General features: G+C 46.9%; 20 protein-coding genes. 14 read left to right on the top strand and 6 right to left on the bottom strand.

Going from position 1 to position 20,317, the window contains the following annotated elements; all coding sequences use genetic code 11:
• The 3 genes from KNO96_RS04125 to lpdA all read left to right on the top strand — a co-directional run bounded on the left by KNO96_RS04125 (position 1) and on the right by lpdA (position 3,766).
• Positions 1-978, top strand: coding sequence for an alpha-ketoacid dehydrogenase subunit beta (locus tag KNO96_RS04125; protein ID WP_026826369.1), 978 nt, complete (start codon positions 1-3; stop codon positions 976-978).
• Positions 979-1,056: 78 nt separating this feature from the next.
• Positions 1,057-2,349 (top strand): dihydrolipoamide acetyltransferase family protein, encoded by a 1,293-nt coding sequence (locus KNO96_RS04120; RefSeq protein WP_214702303.1) that lies wholly within the window; start codon positions 1,057-1,059, stop codon positions 2,347-2,349.
• Between the two features lie 4 nt (positions 2,350-2,353).
• Positions 2,354-3,766, top strand: coding sequence for a dihydrolipoyl dehydrogenase (lpdA, locus tag KNO96_RS04115; protein WP_026826367.1), 1,413 nt, complete (start codon positions 2,354-2,356; stop codon positions 3,764-3,766).
• 19 nt (positions 3,767-3,785) lie between these two features.
• On the opposite strand, the gene aac(6') is transcribed toward lpdA, so the two are convergent.
• Complete coding sequence (aac(6'), locus tag KNO96_RS04110) at positions 3,786-4,238, bottom strand: aminoglycoside 6'-N-acetyltransferase (protein ID WP_214702302.1); 453 nt, start codon at positions 4,236-4,238, stop codon at positions 3,786-3,788.
• A 79-nt stretch (positions 4,239-4,317) separates the two neighbouring features.
• Between aac(6') and KNO96_RS04105 the strand changes: the two genes are divergently transcribed.
• On the top strand, positions 4,318-4,623 hold the full coding sequence (locus KNO96_RS04105) for a DUF3055 domain-containing protein (protein ID WP_034771146.1): 306 nt from the start codon (positions 4,318-4,320) through the stop codon (positions 4,621-4,623).
• 119 nt (positions 4,624-4,742) lie between these two features.
• Here KNO96_RS04105 and KNO96_RS04100 read toward each other — a convergent pair whose 3' ends face one another.
• Positions 4,743-6,224: an aminotransferase class I/II-fold pyridoxal phosphate-dependent enzyme gene (locus tag KNO96_RS04100; protein WP_214702301.1), complete on the bottom strand. Its 1,482-nt coding sequence runs from the start codon at positions 6,222-6,224 to the stop codon at positions 4,743-4,745.
• Positions 6,225-6,381: 157 nt separating this feature from the next.
• Here KNO96_RS04100 and KNO96_RS04095 point away from each other — a divergent pair, with 157 nt between their 5' ends.
• The 3 genes from KNO96_RS04095 (at position 6,382) to KNO96_RS04085 (ending at position 8,403) form a co-directional block, all read left to right on the top strand.
• Positions 6,382-6,648: a UPF0223 family protein gene (locus KNO96_RS04095; RefSeq protein WP_026826363.1), complete on the top strand. Its 267-nt coding sequence runs from the start codon at positions 6,382-6,384 to the stop codon at positions 6,646-6,648.
• Positions 6,649-6,884: 236 nt separating this feature from the next.
• The gene (locus tag KNO96_RS04090) at positions 6,885-7,073 is read left to right on the top strand and encodes a hypothetical protein (protein WP_015881266.1); all 189 of its coding nucleotides are present in this window, start codon (positions 6,885-6,887) and stop codon (positions 7,071-7,073) included.
• Positions 7,074-7,149: 76 nt separating this feature from the next.
• Entirely contained in the window at positions 7,150-8,403 is a 1,254-nt protein-coding gene (locus KNO96_RS04085; protein WP_214702300.1) for an inositol monophosphatase family protein, read from the top strand.
• A 53-nt stretch (positions 8,404-8,456) separates the two neighbouring features.
• Here the strand turns inward: KNO96_RS04085 and KNO96_RS04080 are convergent, their stop codons facing one another.
• On the bottom strand, positions 8,457-8,636 hold the full coding sequence (locus tag KNO96_RS04080) for a DUF5325 family protein (protein ID WP_026826361.1): 180 nt from the start codon (positions 8,634-8,636) through the stop codon (positions 8,457-8,459).
• A 163-nt stretch (positions 8,637-8,799) separates the two neighbouring features.
• Here KNO96_RS04080 and typA point away from each other — a divergent pair, with 163 nt between their 5' ends.
• Together typA and KNO96_RS04070 are read left to right on the top strand one after the other, a co-directional pair.
• On the top strand, positions 8,800-10,644 hold the full coding sequence (gene typA / locus KNO96_RS04075) for a translational GTPase TypA (RefSeq protein ID WP_026826360.1): 1,845 nt from the start codon (positions 8,800-8,802) through the stop codon (positions 10,642-10,644).
• 85 nt (positions 10,645-10,729) lie between these two features.
• Positions 10,730-11,074 (top strand): YlaH-like family protein, encoded by a 345-nt coding sequence (locus tag KNO96_RS04070; RefSeq protein WP_051545981.1) that lies wholly within the window; start codon positions 10,730-10,732, stop codon positions 11,072-11,074.
• Between the two features lie 37 nt (positions 11,075-11,111).
• Here KNO96_RS04070 and KNO96_RS04065 read toward each other — a convergent pair whose 3' ends face one another.
• Positions 11,112-11,312 carry a YlaI family protein gene (locus KNO96_RS04065; RefSeq protein ID WP_026826358.1) on the bottom strand — a complete coding sequence of 67 codons (201 nt, stop codon included), beginning with the start codon at positions 11,310-11,312 and terminating at the stop codon, positions 11,112-11,114.
• Positions 11,313-11,427: 115 nt separating this feature from the next.
• On the opposite strand from KNO96_RS04065, the gene KNO96_RS04060 reads away from it, so the two are divergent.
• Positions 11,428-11,877, top strand: coding sequence for a PNPOx family protein (locus KNO96_RS04060; RefSeq protein ID WP_214702299.1), 450 nt, complete (start codon positions 11,428-11,430; stop codon positions 11,875-11,877).
• Positions 11,878-11,910: 33 nt separating this feature from the next.
• A complete protein-coding gene (locus tag KNO96_RS04055) occupies positions 11,911-13,227 on the top strand; it encodes a PhoH family protein (protein WP_026826356.1) in 1,317 nt (438 codons plus the stop codon).
• A 39-nt stretch (positions 13,228-13,266) separates the two neighbouring features.
• On the opposite strand, the gene KNO96_RS04050 is transcribed toward KNO96_RS04055, so the two are convergent.
• Together KNO96_RS04050 and KNO96_RS04045 are read right to left on the bottom strand one after the other, a co-directional pair.
• Positions 13,267-14,439 carry a multidrug efflux MFS transporter gene (locus tag KNO96_RS04050; RefSeq protein WP_251125006.1) on the bottom strand — a complete coding sequence of 391 codons (1,173 nt, stop codon included), beginning with the start codon at positions 14,437-14,439 and terminating at the stop codon, positions 13,267-13,269.
• A 125-nt stretch (positions 14,440-14,564) separates the two neighbouring features.
• Entirely contained in the window at positions 14,565-15,032 is a 468-nt protein-coding gene (locus KNO96_RS04045) for a hypothetical protein (protein ID WP_214702298.1), read from the bottom strand.
• A 171-nt stretch (positions 15,033-15,203) separates the two neighbouring features.
• Between KNO96_RS04045 and KNO96_RS04040 the strand changes: the two genes are divergently transcribed.
• The 3 genes from KNO96_RS04040 (at position 15,204) to KNO96_RS04030 (ending at position 20,275) form a co-directional block, all read left to right on the top strand.
• A complete protein-coding gene (locus KNO96_RS04040; protein ID WP_015881276.1) occupies positions 15,204-15,482 on the top strand; it encodes an Fpa/YlaN family protein in 279 nt (92 codons plus the stop codon).
• 86 nt (positions 15,483-15,568) lie between these two features.
• Entirely contained in the window at positions 15,569-16,804 is a 1,236-nt protein-coding gene (locus tag KNO96_RS04035) for an FtsW/RodA/SpoVE family cell cycle protein (RefSeq protein WP_214702297.1), read from the top strand.
• 21 nt (positions 16,805-16,825) lie between these two features.
• Positions 16,826-20,275: a pyruvate carboxylase gene (locus KNO96_RS04030; protein ID WP_214702296.1), complete on the top strand. Its 3,450-nt coding sequence runs from the start codon at positions 16,826-16,828 to the stop codon at positions 20,273-20,275.
• Positions 20,276-20,317 lie beyond the last annotated feature (42 nt).

Here is a 20,317-nt window from a genome sequence, read left to right as displayed (position 1 = left end):
ATGGCTCAAATGACAATGATCCAAGCGATTACTGATGCGATGCGCGTTGAAATGAAACGCGACGAGAAAGTACTTCTCTTTGGAGAAGACGTTGGTAAAAACGGTGGGGTATTCCGTGCGACGGAAGGTCTCCAAGACGAGCTCGGCGAAGACCGTGTCTTTGACACGCCACTCGCTGAATCAGGGATTGGTGGTCTTGCAATCGGCCTAGGTCTTACTGGATTCCGTCCAATCATGGAAGTTCAATTCTTCGGATTTGTATTCGAAGTTTTCGACTCAATCGCAGCTCAAATGGCACGTATGCGTTACCGCTCGGGTGGCGCTTACAGCCAACCGATTACAATTCGTTCACCATTCGGTGGTGGCGTTAAGACACCTGAGCTTCACGCGGACAGCCTTGAAGGTTTAATGGCTCAGTCACCAGGTCTAAAAGTCGTTATTCCATCAACTCCTTACGATGCAAAAGGTTTGTTGATCGCGTCAATCCGCGACAACGACCCGGTTGTGTTCCTCGAGCACATGAAATTGTATCGTTCATTCCGTGGCGAAGTGCCTGAAGGTGATTACACAATCGAACTCGGTAAAGCAGATGTGAAACGTGAAGGGACAGACGTTTCAATCATCACTTACGGTGCGATGGTTCACACTTCACTTAAAGCAGCGGAAGAGCTTGAAAAAGAAAACATCAACGTTGAAGTCATCGACCTCATGACAGTGAGCCCGCTTGATATTGAGACAATCGTAGAGTCTGTTAAGAAAACAGGTCGTGCGATCGTCGTTCAAGAGGCTCAACGTCAAGCAGGAATCGCAGCAAACGTTGTAACTGAAATTCAAGAGCGCGCAATTCTTCACCTCGAAGCACCAGTTCTTCGAGTGACTGCACCAGACACAGTCTTCGCATTCGCACAAGGTGAAGACATGTGGTTGCCTGACCATAAAGATGTCGTTGCAAAAGTTAAAGAAGTTGTGAACTTCTAAGATCGTGTCGAATAAACGATGAGGGAGATTTGTCTCCCTTATCGTGTTTACATGATGAATTGATGGGAGGAAAAACCAGTGGCAGTATTTGAATTTAAATTACCAGATATCGGTGAAGGTATTCACGAAGGTGAAATCGTCAAGTGGTTCGTAAAAGCAGGGGATACGGTCAAAGAGGATGATGTTCTCTTGGAAGTACAAAACGACAAAGCAGTCGTTGAAATCCCGGCTCCAGTCGACGGTACAGTCAAAGAGGTTAAAGTTTCTGAAGGTACAGTTGCCGTAGTCGGTGACGTCCTCGTTACATTTGACATCGAAGGCGACGCACCAGCAGGAGAAGAAGAAGAGACTCCTGAACAACCGAAAGCAGAAGAGAAAACAGAAGACGTAAAAGAAGAAGTGAAAGAAGACGCGCCACGCGACGTTCAACTTCACAAATCTGAGCGTGTCATCGCAATGCCATCTGTCCGTAAATATGCACGTGAAAAAGGTGTGGATATCCGTGAAGTGAGCGGTTCTGGCGACAACGGTCGTGTCATGAAAGAAGACATCGATGCATTCGCGAACGGTGAAGCACCGTCTGCAGAAGCTACAACAGAAAAAACAGATTCTGTAGCACCGGCAGCAGCTGCAAAAACGGAAATCAAGCCTTACGAGTCAGCGACTCCAGAGCTTGAAACACGTGAGAAAATCCGTGGAATCCGTAAAGCTATCTCGAAAGCAATGGTTAACTCGAAACACACTGCACCACACGTTACACTCATGGACGAAGTCGACGTTACAAAACTCGTCGCACTCCGTAAAGACTTCAAACAAGTCGCGGCTGACCAAGGTGTGAAACTCACATACTTGCCATTCGTCGTGAAAGCATTGACTGCTGCAGCGAAAGCATTCCCAACAATCAACGCTTCAATCGATGACGTGAACGAAGAAATCGTTTACAAAAACTACTACAACATCGGGATCGCAGCTGACACAGACAACGGACTCGTTGTACCAGTCGTTAAAGATGCAGACCGTAAATCAATCTATTCACTTGCTACAAACATTAACGAACTTGCGGGTAAAGCTCGTGAAGGCAAGCTCACTGGGGACGACATGAAAGGCGGATCAATCACAATCACAAACATCGGTTCAGCCGGTGGACAATGGTTCACGCCTGTCATCAACCACCCAGAAGTTGCGATTCTCGGTATCGGCCGGATCGCTGAGAAAGCTGTCGTGAAGAACGGTGAAATCGTTGCCGCGCCAGTCCTTGCACTTTCATTCAGCTTTGACCACCGCCTCATCGACGGTGCGACTGCACAAAACGCTCTTAACATGGTGAAACGCTTGCTCGAAGACCCAGCACTTCTAATGATGGAGGGATAAGAACATGGTAGTAGGAGAATTCGCACAAGAAACTGATTTGCTTGTCATCGGTGCCGGTCCTGGTGGATACGTTGCCGCAATCCGTGGCGCACAGCTCGGAATGAAAGTAACGATCGTTGAGAAAGGCAACTTCGGTGGTGTCTGCTTGAACGTAGGATGTATCCCGTCGAAAGCGTTAATCACAGCTGGACACAACTTCCAACACGCTAAAGGACACGATTCAATGGGGATCTCGTCTGACAACGTGTCAGTGGACTTCACAAAAGTTCAAGACTGGAAACAGTCAGTTGTTAACAAATTGACTGGCGGTGTCAAAGGTCTCCTTAAAGGAAACAAGATTGAAATCCTTCAAGGTGAAGCGTTCTTCGCTTCTGAAGACACAGTTCGTGTCATCACAGAAGATAGCTCGACTCCTTACAAATTCAAAAAAGCGATTATCGCGACTGGTTCTACACCAATCGAGATCCCATCGTTCAAATGGTCAAAACGCGTCCTTTCTTCAACTGGTGCATTGGCACTTCCTGAAGTACCGAAAAAACTCGTCGTTATCGGCGGTGGATACATCGGTATGGAGCTTGGAACTGCATACGCTAACTTCGATACAGAAGTCGTCGTTGTAGAAGGCGCTAGCGACATTTTGTCTGGTTTCGAACCACAAATGACGCAAATCGTTAAGAAGAAACTCAAACAAAAAGGAAACGTCACAATCCACACGAATGCACTTGCTAAAGGTGTTGAAGAAACGGAAGACGGCGTAACCGTTAAGTTTGAAGTAAACGGTGAAGAGCAATCTGTTGAAGCGGACTATGTCCTCGTCACAGTTGGTCGTCGTCCAAACACAGGCGACATCGGTCTTGAAAACGCGGAAGTGAAAATTAGCGACCGTGGCATCATTGAAATCGATGACCAGTGTAAAACATCGAACGAAAACATCTACGCAATCGGTGATATCGTTCCTGGACCACCACTTGCACACAAAGCTTCTTACGAAGCGAAGATTGCAGCAGAAGCAGCTGCAGGTAAGCCAGCTTACCTCGACTACTCTGCAATCCCTGCAGTCGTCTTCACTGATCCTGAACTCGCAACTGTCGGTTACACAGAACCACTCGCAAAAGAAGAAGGACTCGAAATCACAGTTTCGAAATTCCCATTCGCAGCGAACGGTCGTGCACTCGCACTTGACGAGCCAGACGGCTTCATGAAGCTTATCACACGCAAAGAGGACGGTCTCTTGATCGGTGCTCAAATTGCGGGTACTGGCGCATCAGATATGATTGCTGAGCTTGGTCTTGCAATTGAAGCTGGTATGACTGCTGAAGATATCGCGCTTACAATCCACGCTCACCCATCACTCGGTGAGATGGCAATGGAAGCTGCTGAAATCGCAATGGGGATGCCAATCCACGTTGTAAAATAATAACGGCAATGAACCTCTCTCACGATTCGTGAGAGAGGTTTTTTATATAGGTGACGATGCGTTCGACTTCCTTGAATCCAATTTTTTTGTGAAACTGTTGGCTGTCTTTATTTTCAAGTTCGGTATCCGAAGCCAGTTCGATACACCCGTTACGTGTGGCAAAGGTAGAGGCAGCCTCAATCAAATGCGATGCAACACTTTGATGTCGTGCTGATTCGATGACATAGACACCTTCCACGTAGGCAGTCGGGGATGCAGACGAACCGGGCACATAATCATACCGGAAACTGAGTTGACAGAAACCGATGGATCCTCCCGTGTCGGAGGATGCGATGAAATAATGCATCTTCTTTGAAGTGAGACCGAGCTTGACCTCCATCTGGAGTTCGTCAATCGGTGCGTCAGGCCATAACTGATGCATCAATTGAACGAGTGCGGTTTGATCTGATTGTGAGGCATATGCAATTTTCATGTCGAACGCTCCTTTGTTTAGGTTTCATACTCATAGTATAAAGGAAAATACTTGTGAAGAGAGAAGGGAGGGAATCCTGATGGCATTCGATGAGGAGTTATTATATACCGTATCCGAGACGAGTCGCGTAAGATTCACTGGAATCGAAACAGAAGCTGCACGTTATGATTTTGGGTTTGTGTACACCCATCAGTTTATGGGAAAAGTGTTGGTCGTATGTATGCAAACCGGACAATCGGCCCTTCTCGATCAACATGCGCTAGAAGAGCCGCGCCAATTATATCCGATGCTAGGTATCAACTTGAATGATACGGCGCACGTCGCTGAATTTTTACGGGTTTGTTTAGCTGAAAAAATAAAAGAATCAGAGGAAATTGATACTTGAAAAAATGTAAGCGTTTTCTTATAATAGGTAACAGGGGAAGCAATTCGATCATCTACAGCCACCTTTTCTGAGATGACATAAAAAATGAGCCGGTCGTAATGACCGGCTCATTTTTTTGTTTAACGAATCGCTTTTGTTTGTTGGATGACTTTAATCATTTGGAGCGACTCGTCTTCGAGACCTTGAACCGGTAGTCCTGCTTCGATGTTGGCCATGATATAGTCGAGCGTCGACGTTGTGATCAATTCACCTGGGATGATAATCGGAATCCCTGGAGGGTACACCATGATGAATTCCGCTGAAATGCGTCCGACAGCGTTCTCGAGTGGAATTGTTTCCGTTTCTTCATAAAACGCATCACGTGGGCTAAGCGCAAGTGGTGGAATCTCAGGAAGCATGATTGATAACGAGTCATTCCCAGACTTCTGATAAACGGAGACGACATCGTGCATCGCATCGATCAATGCCTGGATTGTCGACTCATCATCTGCTGATGTGACAATGAAGAGAACATTCAGTAAATCCGACATCTCCACTTCGATCCGATGTTTTTCACGAAGATATTTTTCCACTTCAAAGCCTGTCACACCGAGTTCACGTACCGATACGAGCACTTTTGTCTCGTCGAGTGCGTAAGTCGATTCAGAATGAAGCTCGGCATGCCCGTATACAGACAAGTTGGGCATATGACTGATGGCCGTACGGGACGTTCTAGCGAGATCTAATGCCCGTTCGTTCATCTCATGCCCTTTTGTCGCGAGTTGTCGACGTGCAGCATCAAGAGAAGCAAGGAGCAAGTAAGACGTTGAGGTCGTTGTAATCATTGAAAGCATCGCATGGATCCGTTCCGGTGAAACGAGACCGCGACGTACGTTCAAAATGGAGCTTCCAGTCATCGAGCCCCCAAGTTTGTGTACGCTCGTAGCGGCCACATCAGCTCCAGCTTGCATAGCTGAAAGAGGAAGTTCATCGTGGAACGGGAGATGAACCCCATGTGCCTCATCGACGAGAACAGGAACATCTTGCGCATGGGCGACGGAAACGATGCGTTCTAAGTCACCGGCGACACCGAAATAAGTCGGGTTGATGACGAGCACAGCTTTTGTATCAGGGTGAAGTTCGAGAGCACGTTCTACCGCGCTAGCTGTGATGCCATGCGCAATACCGTACGTCTCATCGAATTCTGGATGGATGAAGACCGGATGAGCACCAGTTAAGACAAGAGCAGACATGACCGATTTGTGCACGTTTCGCGGCACAATAATCTTTTCATTCGGTCCAACGACGCCCATGATCATCGCCATGATTGCGCTCGAAGTTCCTTGTACGGAGAAAAAGGTCTCATCAGCACGGAACGCCTCTGCCGCTAAGCGCTCCGCTTCAGCGATTGCCGCCTTTGGATGATGGAGGTCATCTAGAGGGGCGATGTTAATCAAATCAATTTTTAAGGCGTTTTCGCCAATAAAGTCACGAAACTCAGGATCCATACCTTTCCCGCTTTTATGACCGGGAATGTGGAACGCTATCGGGTTCGAGTCGACATGTTCAAGCAACGTGTCAAATAGTGGCGTTTCGAGCTGAGTAGCACCTTTTAATTTCAATCGTAAATCCCCCTTGGAAACAGTTTATTTATATGATGAAAGATATCGTTACGTTATATGCTGATTTAAAAAAGAAGCAACAAAAAAACTATAGAGATTTCTAGCTCAACTTGCAATAGTTTTTTTTGTTGTTACAATGAGTGTCGAGGTGAACAATATGCAAATCAATTATCCAATCAATCCGGATTGGACGACAGACGAATTGATTGATGTCGTCGAGTTTTATAATGTCGTCGCACAGGCGAATGAAGGTGGGGTCGAGCGGGAAGTTTTCCTCGACGCATATCGGACCTTCAAACAAATCGTAACATCTAAGTCAGAGGAGAAACAACTGAACGCGGTTCACGACGAACAGACGGGATATTCCACTTATCGTACCGTACAAGCGGCAATGAAGTCCTCGAATAAAAGAATCAAACTGTAAGTCTAAGTATGCCTGTGCAATTTGAGGCATACTTTTTTGTTATTTCTCTTTTAAATCGGGTACAGTTCTTTAACACTGATTCAGGTTTAATGGGCTCAAAATTGGGAATATATCCAGTAAGATAAAAAATTCAAAATAGTCAGACAATTCTCTTTCTTTTTCAGATTTTATCTGATATACTCAATTCAACTCATTAAACCGTAACTTGTAGCCCAACAAAAGGAGTGTGGCATCTTATGAAACAAGTGATTGAGGCATTCAAAAGAAAAGACGCAGAAAAACGGATTCCGGTGCTGCGCTTAGAGATTGATTATGAATTGGCAACCCTCTTCGATGCGATGGCGTCACAAGATGATGCCACAGTTCAGGCTAGCAAGCATCGGTTAGAGAAGTACCGCCAAGAATTATTGCGTCTCGAAGCCTAACCATTACACACATTCAACCAGTATTCCGAGCGGATACTGGTTTTTGTTTGGTACAATACAGTTGAGGTGATCACAGATGATAGAATGGTTTGCAGTCGATTTAATCAAACAGGCGGGGGAGTTAATTCGTCGTGAGATAGATCAAAGTTATGAAGTGGAACGAAAGACCGGAAAGGGGGATTTGGTCACTGAAATTGACCGGGCGGTGGAACAGCTGATTGTTCGTCGTATTCAAGAAGCATTTCCACACCATCAAATCATGGGGGAAGAAGGGACGACAGACTCACCGGACACGTTAACAGGGACGGTATGGTTCGTTGACCCGATTGATGGGACGTTAAATTTCATTCATCAGAAACGAATGTTTGCGATTTCGGTTGCTATAATGATTGATGGAGCCGTGGAGTATGGATTCGTGTATGATGTGATGGCAGATGAGATGTTTATGGCTCGAAAAGGTTTTGGTGCGACGTTAAACGGTAGGATGTTGACGACTCTTCATGAACATCAAGTACGAGATGCTTTTTTAAGTATGAATGCCACGTGGGTTACGCCGAACCATCAAATCGCCCCGGAAATCCTCGCTCCGATTGTACGGGACTCGATTGGGACACGGGCGCACGGGGCCGCGTCACTTGAACTTGCCTGGCTAGCTGCCGGGCGTGTTGACGGGTACATCACGATGCGTAATATGCCGTGGGACTATGCTGCTGGGAAGCTGCTCGTAGAAGAAGTAGGAGGGCGTGTCGTTTCTGTATACGGTGAACCGATTCAGTATGATAGCAAAACGTCCGTATTGGCAGGCAGCGAATCATTCGTGAACGATGTCATCAAACATTATGTCATCGCAAAAGGGGTGACAGCCGAAGCGAAGCCAGATCTTCACATCGTGGAGCATGAGTCTTATGAAGAAGTCCGGGATCTTCTCGTGTTAGCGAATCCGAATGAAGCGATGGTCCTAAAACAATTTCAGGAAGGGCGTACGTTCAAAGCGTTACTCGGTGGTGAAATCGTGGGTGCATACATGTTAGTGTCACACGAGGTGGGACGGGTCGAACTCGTGAATATCGCAGTGAAGCCGGAACGCCAAAACCAAACAATCGGACAGCGAATGCTACAGGATGCAGTGAAGCGGGCATCATCGTTCGGCGGAAAAGAACTCCTCGTCTGTACGGGAAACTCTAGCATCATGCAACTTCGCTTTTATCAACAAGCCGGTTTCCGATTCGACTCGGTTGAACGGGATTACTTTATCAACCACGGATACGAAGTGATTGAAGAAGATGGATTACTCCTTCGAGATCGTGTCTGTTTGACGCGTCCGATTTAACTTTTGATGAAGAAGGTGTAGCTTTGACCTGAGTCAAAGCTACACCTTTGTTTTCATGAAGATTGACGGTCTGAAAGAATGCGACGGCGTAACTGGATGCCAAAGAACGTTGCGACACCACTTAACACGAGACTACCTAAGATGATAGCGGTGCTCCCTTCGGCAACTCCGATGCCGACACCGACAAATCCAGCGACGACGGCTAAAGCAATCAATAAAAACATAAGCTGCATGGAGACTCCTCCTCATTTTCTGTTATCTTCCCTATTGTATGATAAAAAACATGCAATGAAAACGTTCACAGTCGATTCCACTCGACAAAGGTACTGTGACGTGTGCTATACTCTTAAAGTTGAAGAAAAGTTGAAATTTTTTAAATAAGAGAGGAATAACTACATGAACGTAAGAACAAACCTTCGTAACGTAGCCATCATCGCTCACGTTGACCACGGTAAAACAACGTTAGTTGATGAATTATTGAAACAGTCTGGTACATTCCGGACGAACGAGGCAGTCGCAGAACGTGCGATGGACTCAAACGATATCGAGCGTGAGCGCGGAATCACAATTCTCGCGAAAAACACGGCCATCGATTATAAAGACACACGAATTAACATCGTCGATACTCCAGGCCACGCAGACTTTGGTGGCGAAGTTGAACGAATCATGCGTATGGTAGACGGCGTAATCCTTGTCGTCGACGCGCGTGAAGGTTGTATGCCACAAACTCGTTTCGTCTTGAAAAAAGCGCTCGACCAAGGACTTCGTCCAATTGTTGTCGTCAACAAAATTGATAAGCCTATGGTTCGTCCGCTTGATGTTGTCGACGAAGTCGTTGATCTCTTGATTGACCTTGGTGCAGATGAAGATCAACTTGAATTCCCTGTCGTCTACACATCGGCTGTCAGCGGTTCAAGTTCGTTCGATCCTGATCCAGAAAAACAAGAAGATACCATTACTCACGTGCTCGACACGATTCTTGAAAACACACCGGCTCCAATCGATAACTCGGATGAGCCGCTCCAATTCCAAGTCACAATGCTCGACTACGACAACTATCTCGGTCGAATCGGTGTTGGTCGCGTCTTCCGCGGGAAAATTAATGTCGGAGAACAAGTCTCACTTTGTAAGACGGATGGGTCAATCAAGCAACTTCGCGTCACAAAATTGTTCGGTTACTTCGGACTCAAACGCGTTGAAATCGAAGAGGCGAAAGCTGGAGATTTGATTGCAGTTGCCGGTATGGAAGACATCAACGTCGGGGAGACGGTCACGCCGGTTGGGAAAGAGGATGCACTTCCGCTTCTTCGTATCGATGAACCGACACTTCAAATGCGCTTCATGACGAACAACTCACCGTTCGCAGGACGTGAAGGGGACTTTGTCACAGCGCGTAAAATCGAAGAGCGTCTCTTGAAGCAACTCGAGACAGACGTTTCACTTCGTGTCGAAGCGACTGACTCACCGGACCAATGGGTTGTATCTGGTCGTGGAGAGCTTCACCTCGGAATTTTGATTGAAAACATGCGCCGTGAAGGATACGAACTCCAAGTATCTAAGCCGCAAGTCATCATTCGTGAAGACGAAGACGGTACGAAAGTTGAGCCATTCGAACGCGTTCTCATCGATGTTCCAGAAGAGTATACAGGACCTGTCATGGAATCAATCGGTCTCCGTAAAGGGGAACTCGCAAACATGAACACGAACGACAATGGACAAACACGTATGGAATTCATCGTTCCTTCACGTGGTCTCATCGGCTATCGTAACGAGTTCTTGTCTGCGACACGCGGATATGGGATTTTGAACCACACGTTCGAAGAGTATCGTCCGTTCATCCAGGCTGACATCGGCGGTCGTCGCAGCGGTGTCATGGTTTGTATCGAGCCTGGTAAGTCTACAGCCTACTCAATCGGCGCCCTTGAAGACCGTGGAACGATCTTCATCGAGCCAGGTACGGATGTATATGAAGGGATGATTATCGGTGAATGTAACCGTGACGTCGACCTTGCCATCAACGCTGTTAAAGGGAAGCAGTTGACAAACATGCGTGCCTCGGCAAAAGACTCTACACAAGTCTTGAAACGTCCGCGCGTATTCTCGCTCGAAGAGTCGCTCACGTTCTTGAACGATGACGAATATTGCGAAATCACGCCAGAGTCAATCCGTCTCCGTAAGAAAGTCTTGAACAAAAACGAACGCGAGAAAGCTGACAAGCGTCGTAAACTTGGTAAAGAATAAATGGTAAAAGGGAACGCTTCGGCGTTCCCTTTTATGTGGAATAGTGTAGAATGGATGTGTATGAAATAAAGGGGGACTTATTGTCTTGAAAGCTTCTCAAACAATCGATATCACACAGATTGACGTTCCGTGGATCGCCTCGATGTTAGGTGTCGGTAGCGACCAGAACGACTTTTCCGTCGGTTTTAATGCACTTGTCGTTGTTGTCATTTTACTGACGATTCTCGTTTTTAAACTTGGTTTTGCGAAACAGTTGGCGTGGTGGAAGTCACTCATTGTCTATATTCTTCTGTCACTTGGAGCAGGGACGATGGCACTCGTCTTTTTCACTTGGCCAATTCCGGAAGTCCTTACCGTTATGGCGATTGTGTTGGCTATCTATCGGGGACGCCTCTGGTGGAACCGTCGTCAAGATGCAGTTGAAGGATAAAAAAATACGGGCGTCTCTTCGGAGGCGCCCGTTTGCATTACCAATTTCGTTTTTGACGAAATGTAGGATATAACTTAAATTGTCCAGATGCAGCGCGTTCGGTGGTTCGTTCGCTGATTCGCGCCTGACACTCTTGACACATATACGTTTTAGCCGGTTTATTGCGCAATCGTTTTGCTTCAAATGACCATGAATCGATCGTTTCGATTTTATCGCAAAGAGAACATTTTACACGCATCTTCTCACCTTCCTCTATAGGATGAGTATAGCATGATTTCATCCGTTGAAAGCAGGGAATTAAACCGGTAAGGGAGAATGGTACAACCATACCCGATTAAAAGGAGGGGAGTTGAATGGCGAGTAAGGCAACGTTTGAATTGACATCCGCGCAAGAGCGTCTGTTAAATGACATGCCGTTAACATTTCTCGTCGGTTTTGATGAGGCGAAGCGTTGGCCAATAAGCCATGCCATCAGTTGGGTGCAAGCAATCGATGCTGTCACGATTCGACTTGCTTTGACCAAAAACTCACACATCGTCACCATCTTGACGACTGAAAAGACGGCAGGTCTCATCTTTATCGAAGATGGTCAATCTTATCACGTCTTGCTTTCATCCATCCAAGAATTTGAGCCATCGATCAAACCGAGCCTTCACCTTCGTTTTTTCGAAGGGCATGTTGAAGAAGTGAGGAACATCTCGTTTTATGGTGCATCCTACGCTCAGCCTGAAATCACAAAAACGTATGATATCCGTGCGGCGGAGAAGCTAGACCGTGAAGTGGGAGAAAGCCTTCATTCTTGACCACCATCCTATATTCGAGGGGCGGCAAAGTCTATGAAAAAAACGTATGTCTTAGATACGAACGTACTTCTACATGATCCGCTATCCTTATTTCAATTCGAAGAACATGATGTGGTCATTCCGGCCATCGTCTTAGAAGAGCTTGATGGTAAAAAACGAAACATGGATGAAGTTGGACGTAATGCTCGTGAAACGTCGCGTGTCTTGGACCAACTTCGGGCAACAGGTAAACTTCATGATGGCGTGCCACTTGAAAACGGGGGCCGTCTCTTTGTCGAGATTGGTCACGAGCATCAGGTCGATATTCCTTTTGACGTGATGACGAACGATAATCGGATTTTAGTCGTCGCGTTGAAACTAATGAAACAATATGAGGATGATGAAAATCGAAAAGTCGTCATCGTCTCAAAAGATATATTAGTCCGAGTGAAAGCAGATGCGATTGGAATCGATGCAGAAGATTATTTGACAGACCATATCGTGGATACAACTGACTTGTACGCTGGATACCGCGAAATTGAGGTCGACCAGTCACTCGTCGATGAATTTTATAAGGTTCGTCAACTACCAACATCCGCCTTTACCCAACAAGTCCTTTATCCGAACTCGTTTGTCGTCTTGAAAAGTAATGTCTCAAAGGCGAGTGTACTTGCGGTAGTCGATGCTCTCCAACCAATCATAAGGCCATTGGCGCTCGACGCTGACCACATTTGGGGAATTCACCCGCGAAACGTCCAACAACGAATGGCACTCGACCTGTTGCTTCGAGATGATATTCCTTTCGTCACTTTACTTGGGAAAGCTGGTACCGGTAAGACGCTCCTTGCTCTAGCAGCAGGGCTCTCGCTTGTTGAAGATGAACAGCGTTACAATAAGCTGGTCGTCGCTCGCCCGGTCGTGCCGATGGGGAATGATATCGGCTACTTGCCAGGGGAAATGGAAGAAAAGCTTCGCCCATGGATGCAACCGATTTATGATAACCTGGAATTTTTATTTAATGCGAATTCAAAAGACGAGCTCGGGAATATATTAGCCGGTATGAAATCGATTCAGCTCGAAGCGCTCACCTATATTCGAGGTAGAAGCATGCCTGACCAGTTCATCATCATCGATGAGGCGCAGAACTTAACGAAGCACGAAATCAAAACAATTCTCACCCGAGTCGGGGAGAACTCAAAAATCGTACTCGTCGGTGACCCATACCAAATCGACCATCCGTACTTGGATGAATATTCGAACGGATTGACGTATGCGGTGGAACGGTTCAAAGGACAAAATGTCTTCGGACATGTCCGGCTGGTGAAAGGGGAGCGTTCGTCGCTCGCAAGATTGGCTGCAGATTTACTATGACGGATGCACGACAAATAACGCCGAGCACCTTGCCCGGCGTTATTTTGTATCGAGTTGTAGCGACTGGACGTTCGTCCGTTCTAAGAAAGCGTTCGAGATCATGATTAGTCCCGTGATGATGAACAAGGCCGAAAAACCGAAATAGGCTACGATTTGAGAACCGAATAGCGGCCCGAGTAAATTCCCCATAAATTGAGCGGACTGGTTATACGAAAAGATTCGACCCGTCGCCGATACGGGAGTGTGTTGGCGTAAGAGTGACTGAACCGATGGCATCAAGGCGGCTGTCGCGAATCCAATTCCAAAACGCAGTAAAATGAGTTGGGTCGTCGATGTGACGAATGCTTGCGGAATTAAGAAAACGCTATAGAGAAGCAGTGCCCAAAACAAGATACGTTCTGCCCCGTATCTGTCCGATAAGCGTCCGAGGCGCTGAGCTGAAAAGAGAGCGGCGAGTCCTGGGGCGGATGCGACGATACCTGCCATGAAAGCGAGGGCGGTCGTATGCGGGTTCAATTCACGTACATATAATGTCAAGAGCGGTCCGATGGATTGTGTCGAGAACTGAATAAGGAACGTTGTCACAAACAGTCCGACAATCAACTGAGGATGTCGCAGTGAGGCGAAAATGGACTTCATCGAAGCGAGCTCATCACGCTTCACGGGAACGAAATCTTCTTTGACGAACCAGAGCGTGATGAGAAATGTCAGGAAGAGTGCACTTCCGGTAAAGAGAAAAACGGATCGAAGCCCAATCCAGTCTGCGAGCAACCCGCCGATAAGCGGGCCTAAAAGACCTCCGGTGATGCCACCGGTTGACAGGGTACCAAGCGCCCAGCCACTTTTCTCTTTAGGGGTTTGGGAAGCGACCAAGGTGATACCGGCCGAGATAAATCCAGAGACGGCACCCATGAGTAAGCGCAACCCGACAAGTTGATAGACATCTTGGACGAAGCTGATGAGAAACATGACGACGGCCATACCGAGACTGGCCCGGATCAGCATCAGTTTTCTCCCTTTTCGGTCAGCTAATCGGCCCCACATCGGGGAGACGATTGCGGCAACGAGGAATGTCGCACCAAACGCAACAGCAGACCAGGTGACGACATGATCTGGGTCCTTCACACCGAGCTGTTCAATGAATAGTGGAAGAAATGGTAGAACAAGACTCATCGAAGCGGCAGTCAAGAAGCTACCGATCCAAACTACCATTAAATTTCGTTTCCATAAAGGAATCGTAAGCGTCACAACCTTTCATAGATTCATTATAATCAATACACTATATGTTACACTTTATGAACTAAAAAGTCCAAAAAAATGAGAAGGAAATTTCCTCCTCATTGATTGCTCAGTACGGTGATGTGGTTGACTTGACGAATGACTTGATCCTCATACAACACATAGACCGGACCATCAGCGAGTACTTTTCCGTCCTTTGAAAATTGTAAATACACACGTGGCGCCTCGTTGAGTGGAATCGTCAAAATCGTGTCGCCATAAAATCGTATATGTGTCGCCAAGTCGACAGGTTCAGCATTGTTCAAAAATGGGGCGAGCGGCATGGCGAACGAATCGCGAAGTGCTTCGTCCTTGTCTTGTCGTGACATCGGTTTATTGTGGTCGATTCGGGTTCCTTGTGATAATCCATCATCCCATGCTTTCCCCATTTTCGCATAGTAGGCATCACGGTCATTCACTGTCACCGCGTCCAAATCTTCAATCTTTCGTTTCCGTTCGTCAAAAATCCATACGGTCGGGTCAATCGTCAAACTGTGGCGAACCGATCCGTCTAGTGGAAATATCATGATTACGTCCCCCTTCATGCACATTACATGTTTCATTATAGCGTTCTTTCTTTTAAAATGGAAAAAGGAAGAATGTCGCATTCATTTATACTGTACATTGAATTATGATGAAAGATAATGTACAGTTGAGTTATGACAAACAGTCTGTCATCGTACGGAGGAGGGGTCGTAGTGGCGACAAATTTGGCTGCAATCCAACGGGAGCAAGCGCTTCAATTACTCGAGGCGGATGCTGAAAAAATCCGTTGTCTGATTGAAGTACAGTTAGAAAACCTTAAAATGCCGAAGTGCCCGCTTTATGAAGAGGTGCTTGATACACATATGTTTGGACTATCGCGCCAAATTGATTTTGCGGTTCGTCTTGGACTCATTTCAGACATTGAAGGTAAAGGACTGCTCGATTCATTGGAACAAAAGTTGTCTGCCTTGGCAGAAGCTTCAGAATTATGAACCTTATACTCAAACTGTGCAAGTGGCGCTGTTTGAGTATTTTTTTATAAAGGTTGTCGGATTGTTGTACATAAGGAAGTGAATACATGAAAACACGGTTTCGGTATTTTGATTTTGCGTTGTTTTTGTCAGTGCTCTTGCTCGTAGGGATCAGCTCCATCATGATTTATAGCGCGAGCGTATGGAATCGTGGGGATTACGCAAATAGTAGCTTATTTTATCGCCAACTCATCTACGTCGGGATCGGGATTTTTGTCTACTTGTTTGCGACGTTATTCCGTTATGAGATGTTTCGTAATAAAGGTCTTCGCCTCACTCTCTATACGGTGTCGGTCATTCTGCTGTTTGTCACATGGGCGATGCCGCCGTTAAATGGGGCGCGGGCTTGGCTCATCATCGGAGGGTTCACGATTCAACCGGTCGAGATCGCAAAATTCGTTCTCATCATTTTACTTGCGAATTACTACCATGAATTATGGAATAACGAGTTGAAAGGGTTACCGGGTCGACTAGCCCGAGCCGCCATTGTGAAAAAAGGGTGGCGCGCACAAATCGGTGCCTTCTTTTTAGTACCGGTCCTCTTTTACTTCTCGCTCTATGCCATCGCGATCAACGGTCAACCGGATATGGGTGGATTGTTTGTTCTCGGTTCCATCATGCTACTTATGTGGTTCGGTGTCGGGGCACCACTTCGGGTTTTGATTCCTGGTATTTTAGCGGGGATTGGAGTTGTTTTCTTATTGTTTACGACCATCTTCTCGGAGAATCAACGAAGCCGAATTGAAGTCGTGTTCAACCCATTTATGGACCCGGAAGGATATGGTCACCAATTGCTCATGTCGATCATTTCGATTGTGCATGGAGGATTGACCGGTGTCGGGCTCGGGAACAGTTTTCAAAAGTATGGGTATTTGCCAGAACCTGAGACTGACTACATCATGTCGATCATTGCTGAGGAGTTAGGGTTCTTCGGTGTGTTGACGGTTTTGGTATTACTCTTCTTTATCGCGTTTCGCGCGATTCATATCGCCAATCATGCGGATAATCATTTTGCGATGTTCGTCTCGTTTGGTATTGCATCACAAATCATTGTTCAAACGGCCATCAACATCGGTGCGATGTCCGGTTGGTTCCCAGGGACAGGGGTGACCTTACCGCTTGTCAGTTATGGTGGGACATCGCTCATTATGATGATGGGGGTTCTCGGTGTGCTCAGTAGTATCTCGATGCGAAATCGTCATCAAGAAGCGACAAGACGAGAAGAAATTCGAGTGAAGTCAGAAGAAAATGTACAACGTTCACCGCTTCACGTGATCAGGTAATATCAATATCTAATTTCATTAATGGGGGGTTTTCATTTGAAAGCAATCAAAAAGTTACTTGTTGCAAACCGTGGGGAAATTGCCATTCGGGTATTCCGAGCGGCGACGGAGTTAAGTATTCGGACCGTGGCCGTCTATTCGCAAGAAGATAGCGGCTCGTTACACCGTTTTAAAGCCGATGAGGCCTATTTAGTGGGACTGGATAAAAAGCCGATCGATGCGTATCTCGATATCGAAGACGTTATTCGAATCGCTAAAGAATCGGGCAGTGATGCGATTCACCCAGGATATGGATTCCTTTCTGAAAATATCGAGTTGGCACGACGTTGCCGCGAAGAGGGGATTATCTTCGTCGGACCTCACGAGTCGCACCTACATGCCTTCGGGGACAAAGTACGTGCACGCCAAAGTGCAATAGCCGCTGGACTCCCTGTCATTCCGGGATCAGACGGTCCACTCACATCTTATGCAGATGCGGAGGCGTTTGCCAATGAGCACGGTTTCCCGCTAATGGTCAAAGCATCTATGGGTGGCGGGGGACGCGGTATGCGTGTCATTCGTACGGAAGCCGAAATGAAAGATTTAATTGAACGTGCGAAATCAGAAGCGAAACAAGCGTTTGGTTCTGATGAAGTGTACATAGAAAAATTAGTTGAACGTCCGAAACATATCGAGGTCCAAATCCTCGGGGATGAGCATGGTCACATCATTCACTTGTTCGAACGTGACTGCTCGGTTCAGCGTCGCCACCAAAAAGTCGTCGAAGTGGCTCCGTGTGTGACGTTGTCTGAAGCATCTCGACAAGCGATTTGTGATGCAGCGGTTCAACTTATGCGGCACGTTGGATATGTCAACGCCGGTACGGTCGAATTTTTGGTGACTGAAGACGAATCGTTCTACTTCATCGAAGTCAATCCGCGTGTCCAAGTCGAACATACCATTACCGAGATGGTGACAGGCTTTGATATCGTTCAAACACAACTGATGATCGCTCAAGGCGAGTCGCTTCACGGCGATTTGATTCAAATGCCACGACAAGAGGACATTAAACTTCTCGGATACGCGATTCAGTCACGTGTTACGTCAGAAGACCCAGGCAACAACTTCATGCCGGACACTGGAAAAATTATGGCGTATCGTTCACCGGGCGGCTTTGGTGTCCGTTTGGATGGTGGGAACGCATATGTCGGTGCAGAAATTTCTCCATACTATGACTCGCTTCTCGTTAAATTGTCGACACATGGGATGACATTTGAACAAGCTGCCTCAAAAATGGTTCGAAACTTGAATGAATTCCGGATCCGTGGAATCAAAACGAACATTCCATTCTTGATTAACGTGATGAAACATGCGAATTTTATCAGTGGTGACTACAACACGTCGTTCATCGATGAGACGCCAGAGCTTTTCGTTTTCCCGAAACGGAAAGACCGTGGAACGAAACTGTTGAACTATATCGGAGACGTCACGGTGAACGGATTCCCTGGTGTCGGATTGAAGGATAAGCCGATTAGCCGTTCAGTGCGAATCCCGCATAACCTCCCGTCAGAAGCGAAGCCAGGAACGAAACAAATCCTGACTGAACTCGGACCTGATGGGCTCGCCGACTGGATCAAGCATCAACCTGAACTGTTATTGACAGATACGACGATGCGTGATGCGCATCAGTCATTACTCGCGACACGTATGCGGACGCAGGACATCCTCAATATCGCGGAGCCAACGAGCAAACTGATGCCGGAATTGTTCTCGGTCGAGGCGTGGGGAGGGGCGACATTTGATGTCGCTTATCGCTTCTTGTCTGAAGATCCATGGGTTCGACTCATGAAGCTTCGTGAGAAGATGCCGAACGTCTTGATTCAAATGTTGCTCCGCGGTGCGAATGCGGTCGGATATAAAAACTATGCAGACAATGTCATTGAGAAGTTTGTACATGAAGCGGCTTATGCAGGTGTTGATATATTCCGAATCTTTGACAGTCTCAACAACTTAGAGTCGATTCAACTTGCGATTGATGCGACATTGCCGACAGGGAAAGTGGCAGAGGCTGCCATCTGTTATACAGGCGATTTATATGACGGTAACCGCCCGAAATATCACTTACCTTACTACGTCGATCTTGCGAAGAAGCTTGAGGCGAGTGGTGCCCATATCTTGGCAATCAAAGATATGGCTGGTCTCTTGAAGCCAGAATCTGCATATGCACTCGTATCGGCATTGAAAGATGCTGTCGATTTACCGATTCATCTTCATACACACGATGCATCCGGAAACGGGATTTTCACATATGCACGGGCGACAGATGCCGGGGTCGACATCGTAGACGTTGCTGCGAGCTCGTTGTCAGGGATGACGTCACAGCCTTCAGGTGGAAGCTTAGTGTATGCGCTCAACCATCATGAACGTCAACCAAAGATTGATCCAAAACACTATGAAGTCATCAGTGACTACTGGCAAGACGTTCGTCACAACTATGAACCGTTTGAAAGTGATATGCGCGCTCCACATCCGTCTGTATACGAACATGAGATGCCAGGGGGGCAATATTCAAACCTTCAACAACAGGCGAAAGCAGTCGGACTCGGGGACCGTTGGGGAGAAGTCAAAGCGATGTACGCACGGGTCAATATGTTGTTCGGTGATATCGTCAAGGTGACACCGTCATCAAAAGTCGTCGGTGACATGGCGCTCTTCATGGTCCAGCACAACTTGACGGAAGAAGATGTGATGACGCGTGGTCATCAGTTAGACTTCCCAGACTCGGTCGTCGAAATGATGCGAGGTGAGTTAGGGACGCCTCCTGGTGGATTCCCGAAAGAAGTGCAACAAGTCATCTTGAAAGGGGAAGAACCACTAAACGTTCGTCCGGGTAAACTGATCAAGCCGTACGACTTTAAATCTGCAGGTCAAGAACTGTTCGAGAAATTCGAACGACCGGTCACGGACTTTGAGCTTCTCGCCCATGCGCTCTATCCGAAAGTGTATGAAGACTATATCAAACATACAACGACATATGGTGACGTATCGGTGCTCGACACGTTAACGTTCTTCTATGGACTAAACGTTGGCGAGACGATCCATGTTGAAATCGAGACTGGGAAAACGTTGATTATTAAGCTCGTGCAAGTCAGTGCACCAAACGAAGATGGCATTCGTCTCGTCTCTTATGAGATGAACGGGGTACCACGTGAAATCGAGATTAAAGACGTTAACGTCAAGTCGGCGACGACGAGCCGTCCGAAAGTGGACCGGGGGAATCCGAAACAAGTTGGTGCATCGATGCCAGGTTCTGTCTTGAAAGTACTGGTTGAACCAGGCAGTCGTATTCATCGTGGGGAGCAGCTGCTCGTCACGGAAGCGATGAAGATGGAGACGACCATTCAAGCAGCACAAGATGGTGAGATTAAAGCCATCCACATAAAAGAAGGCGACACAATACAAAGTGACGATTTGTTGATTGAATTTGTATAATCAAAAGAAGCATAGTTCGCTATGCTTCTTTTTTGTAGATAG

It is taken from the genome of Exiguobacterium sp. s89, assembly GCF_018617735.1.
In the GTDB taxonomy this organism is placed as follows: domain Bacteria; phylum Bacillota; class Bacilli; order Exiguobacteriales; family Exiguobacteriaceae; genus Exiguobacterium; species Exiguobacterium marinum.
Note: the sequence above shows the minus strand (reverse complement) of the source record. Positions and strands in the feature narration are given on the sequence as shown.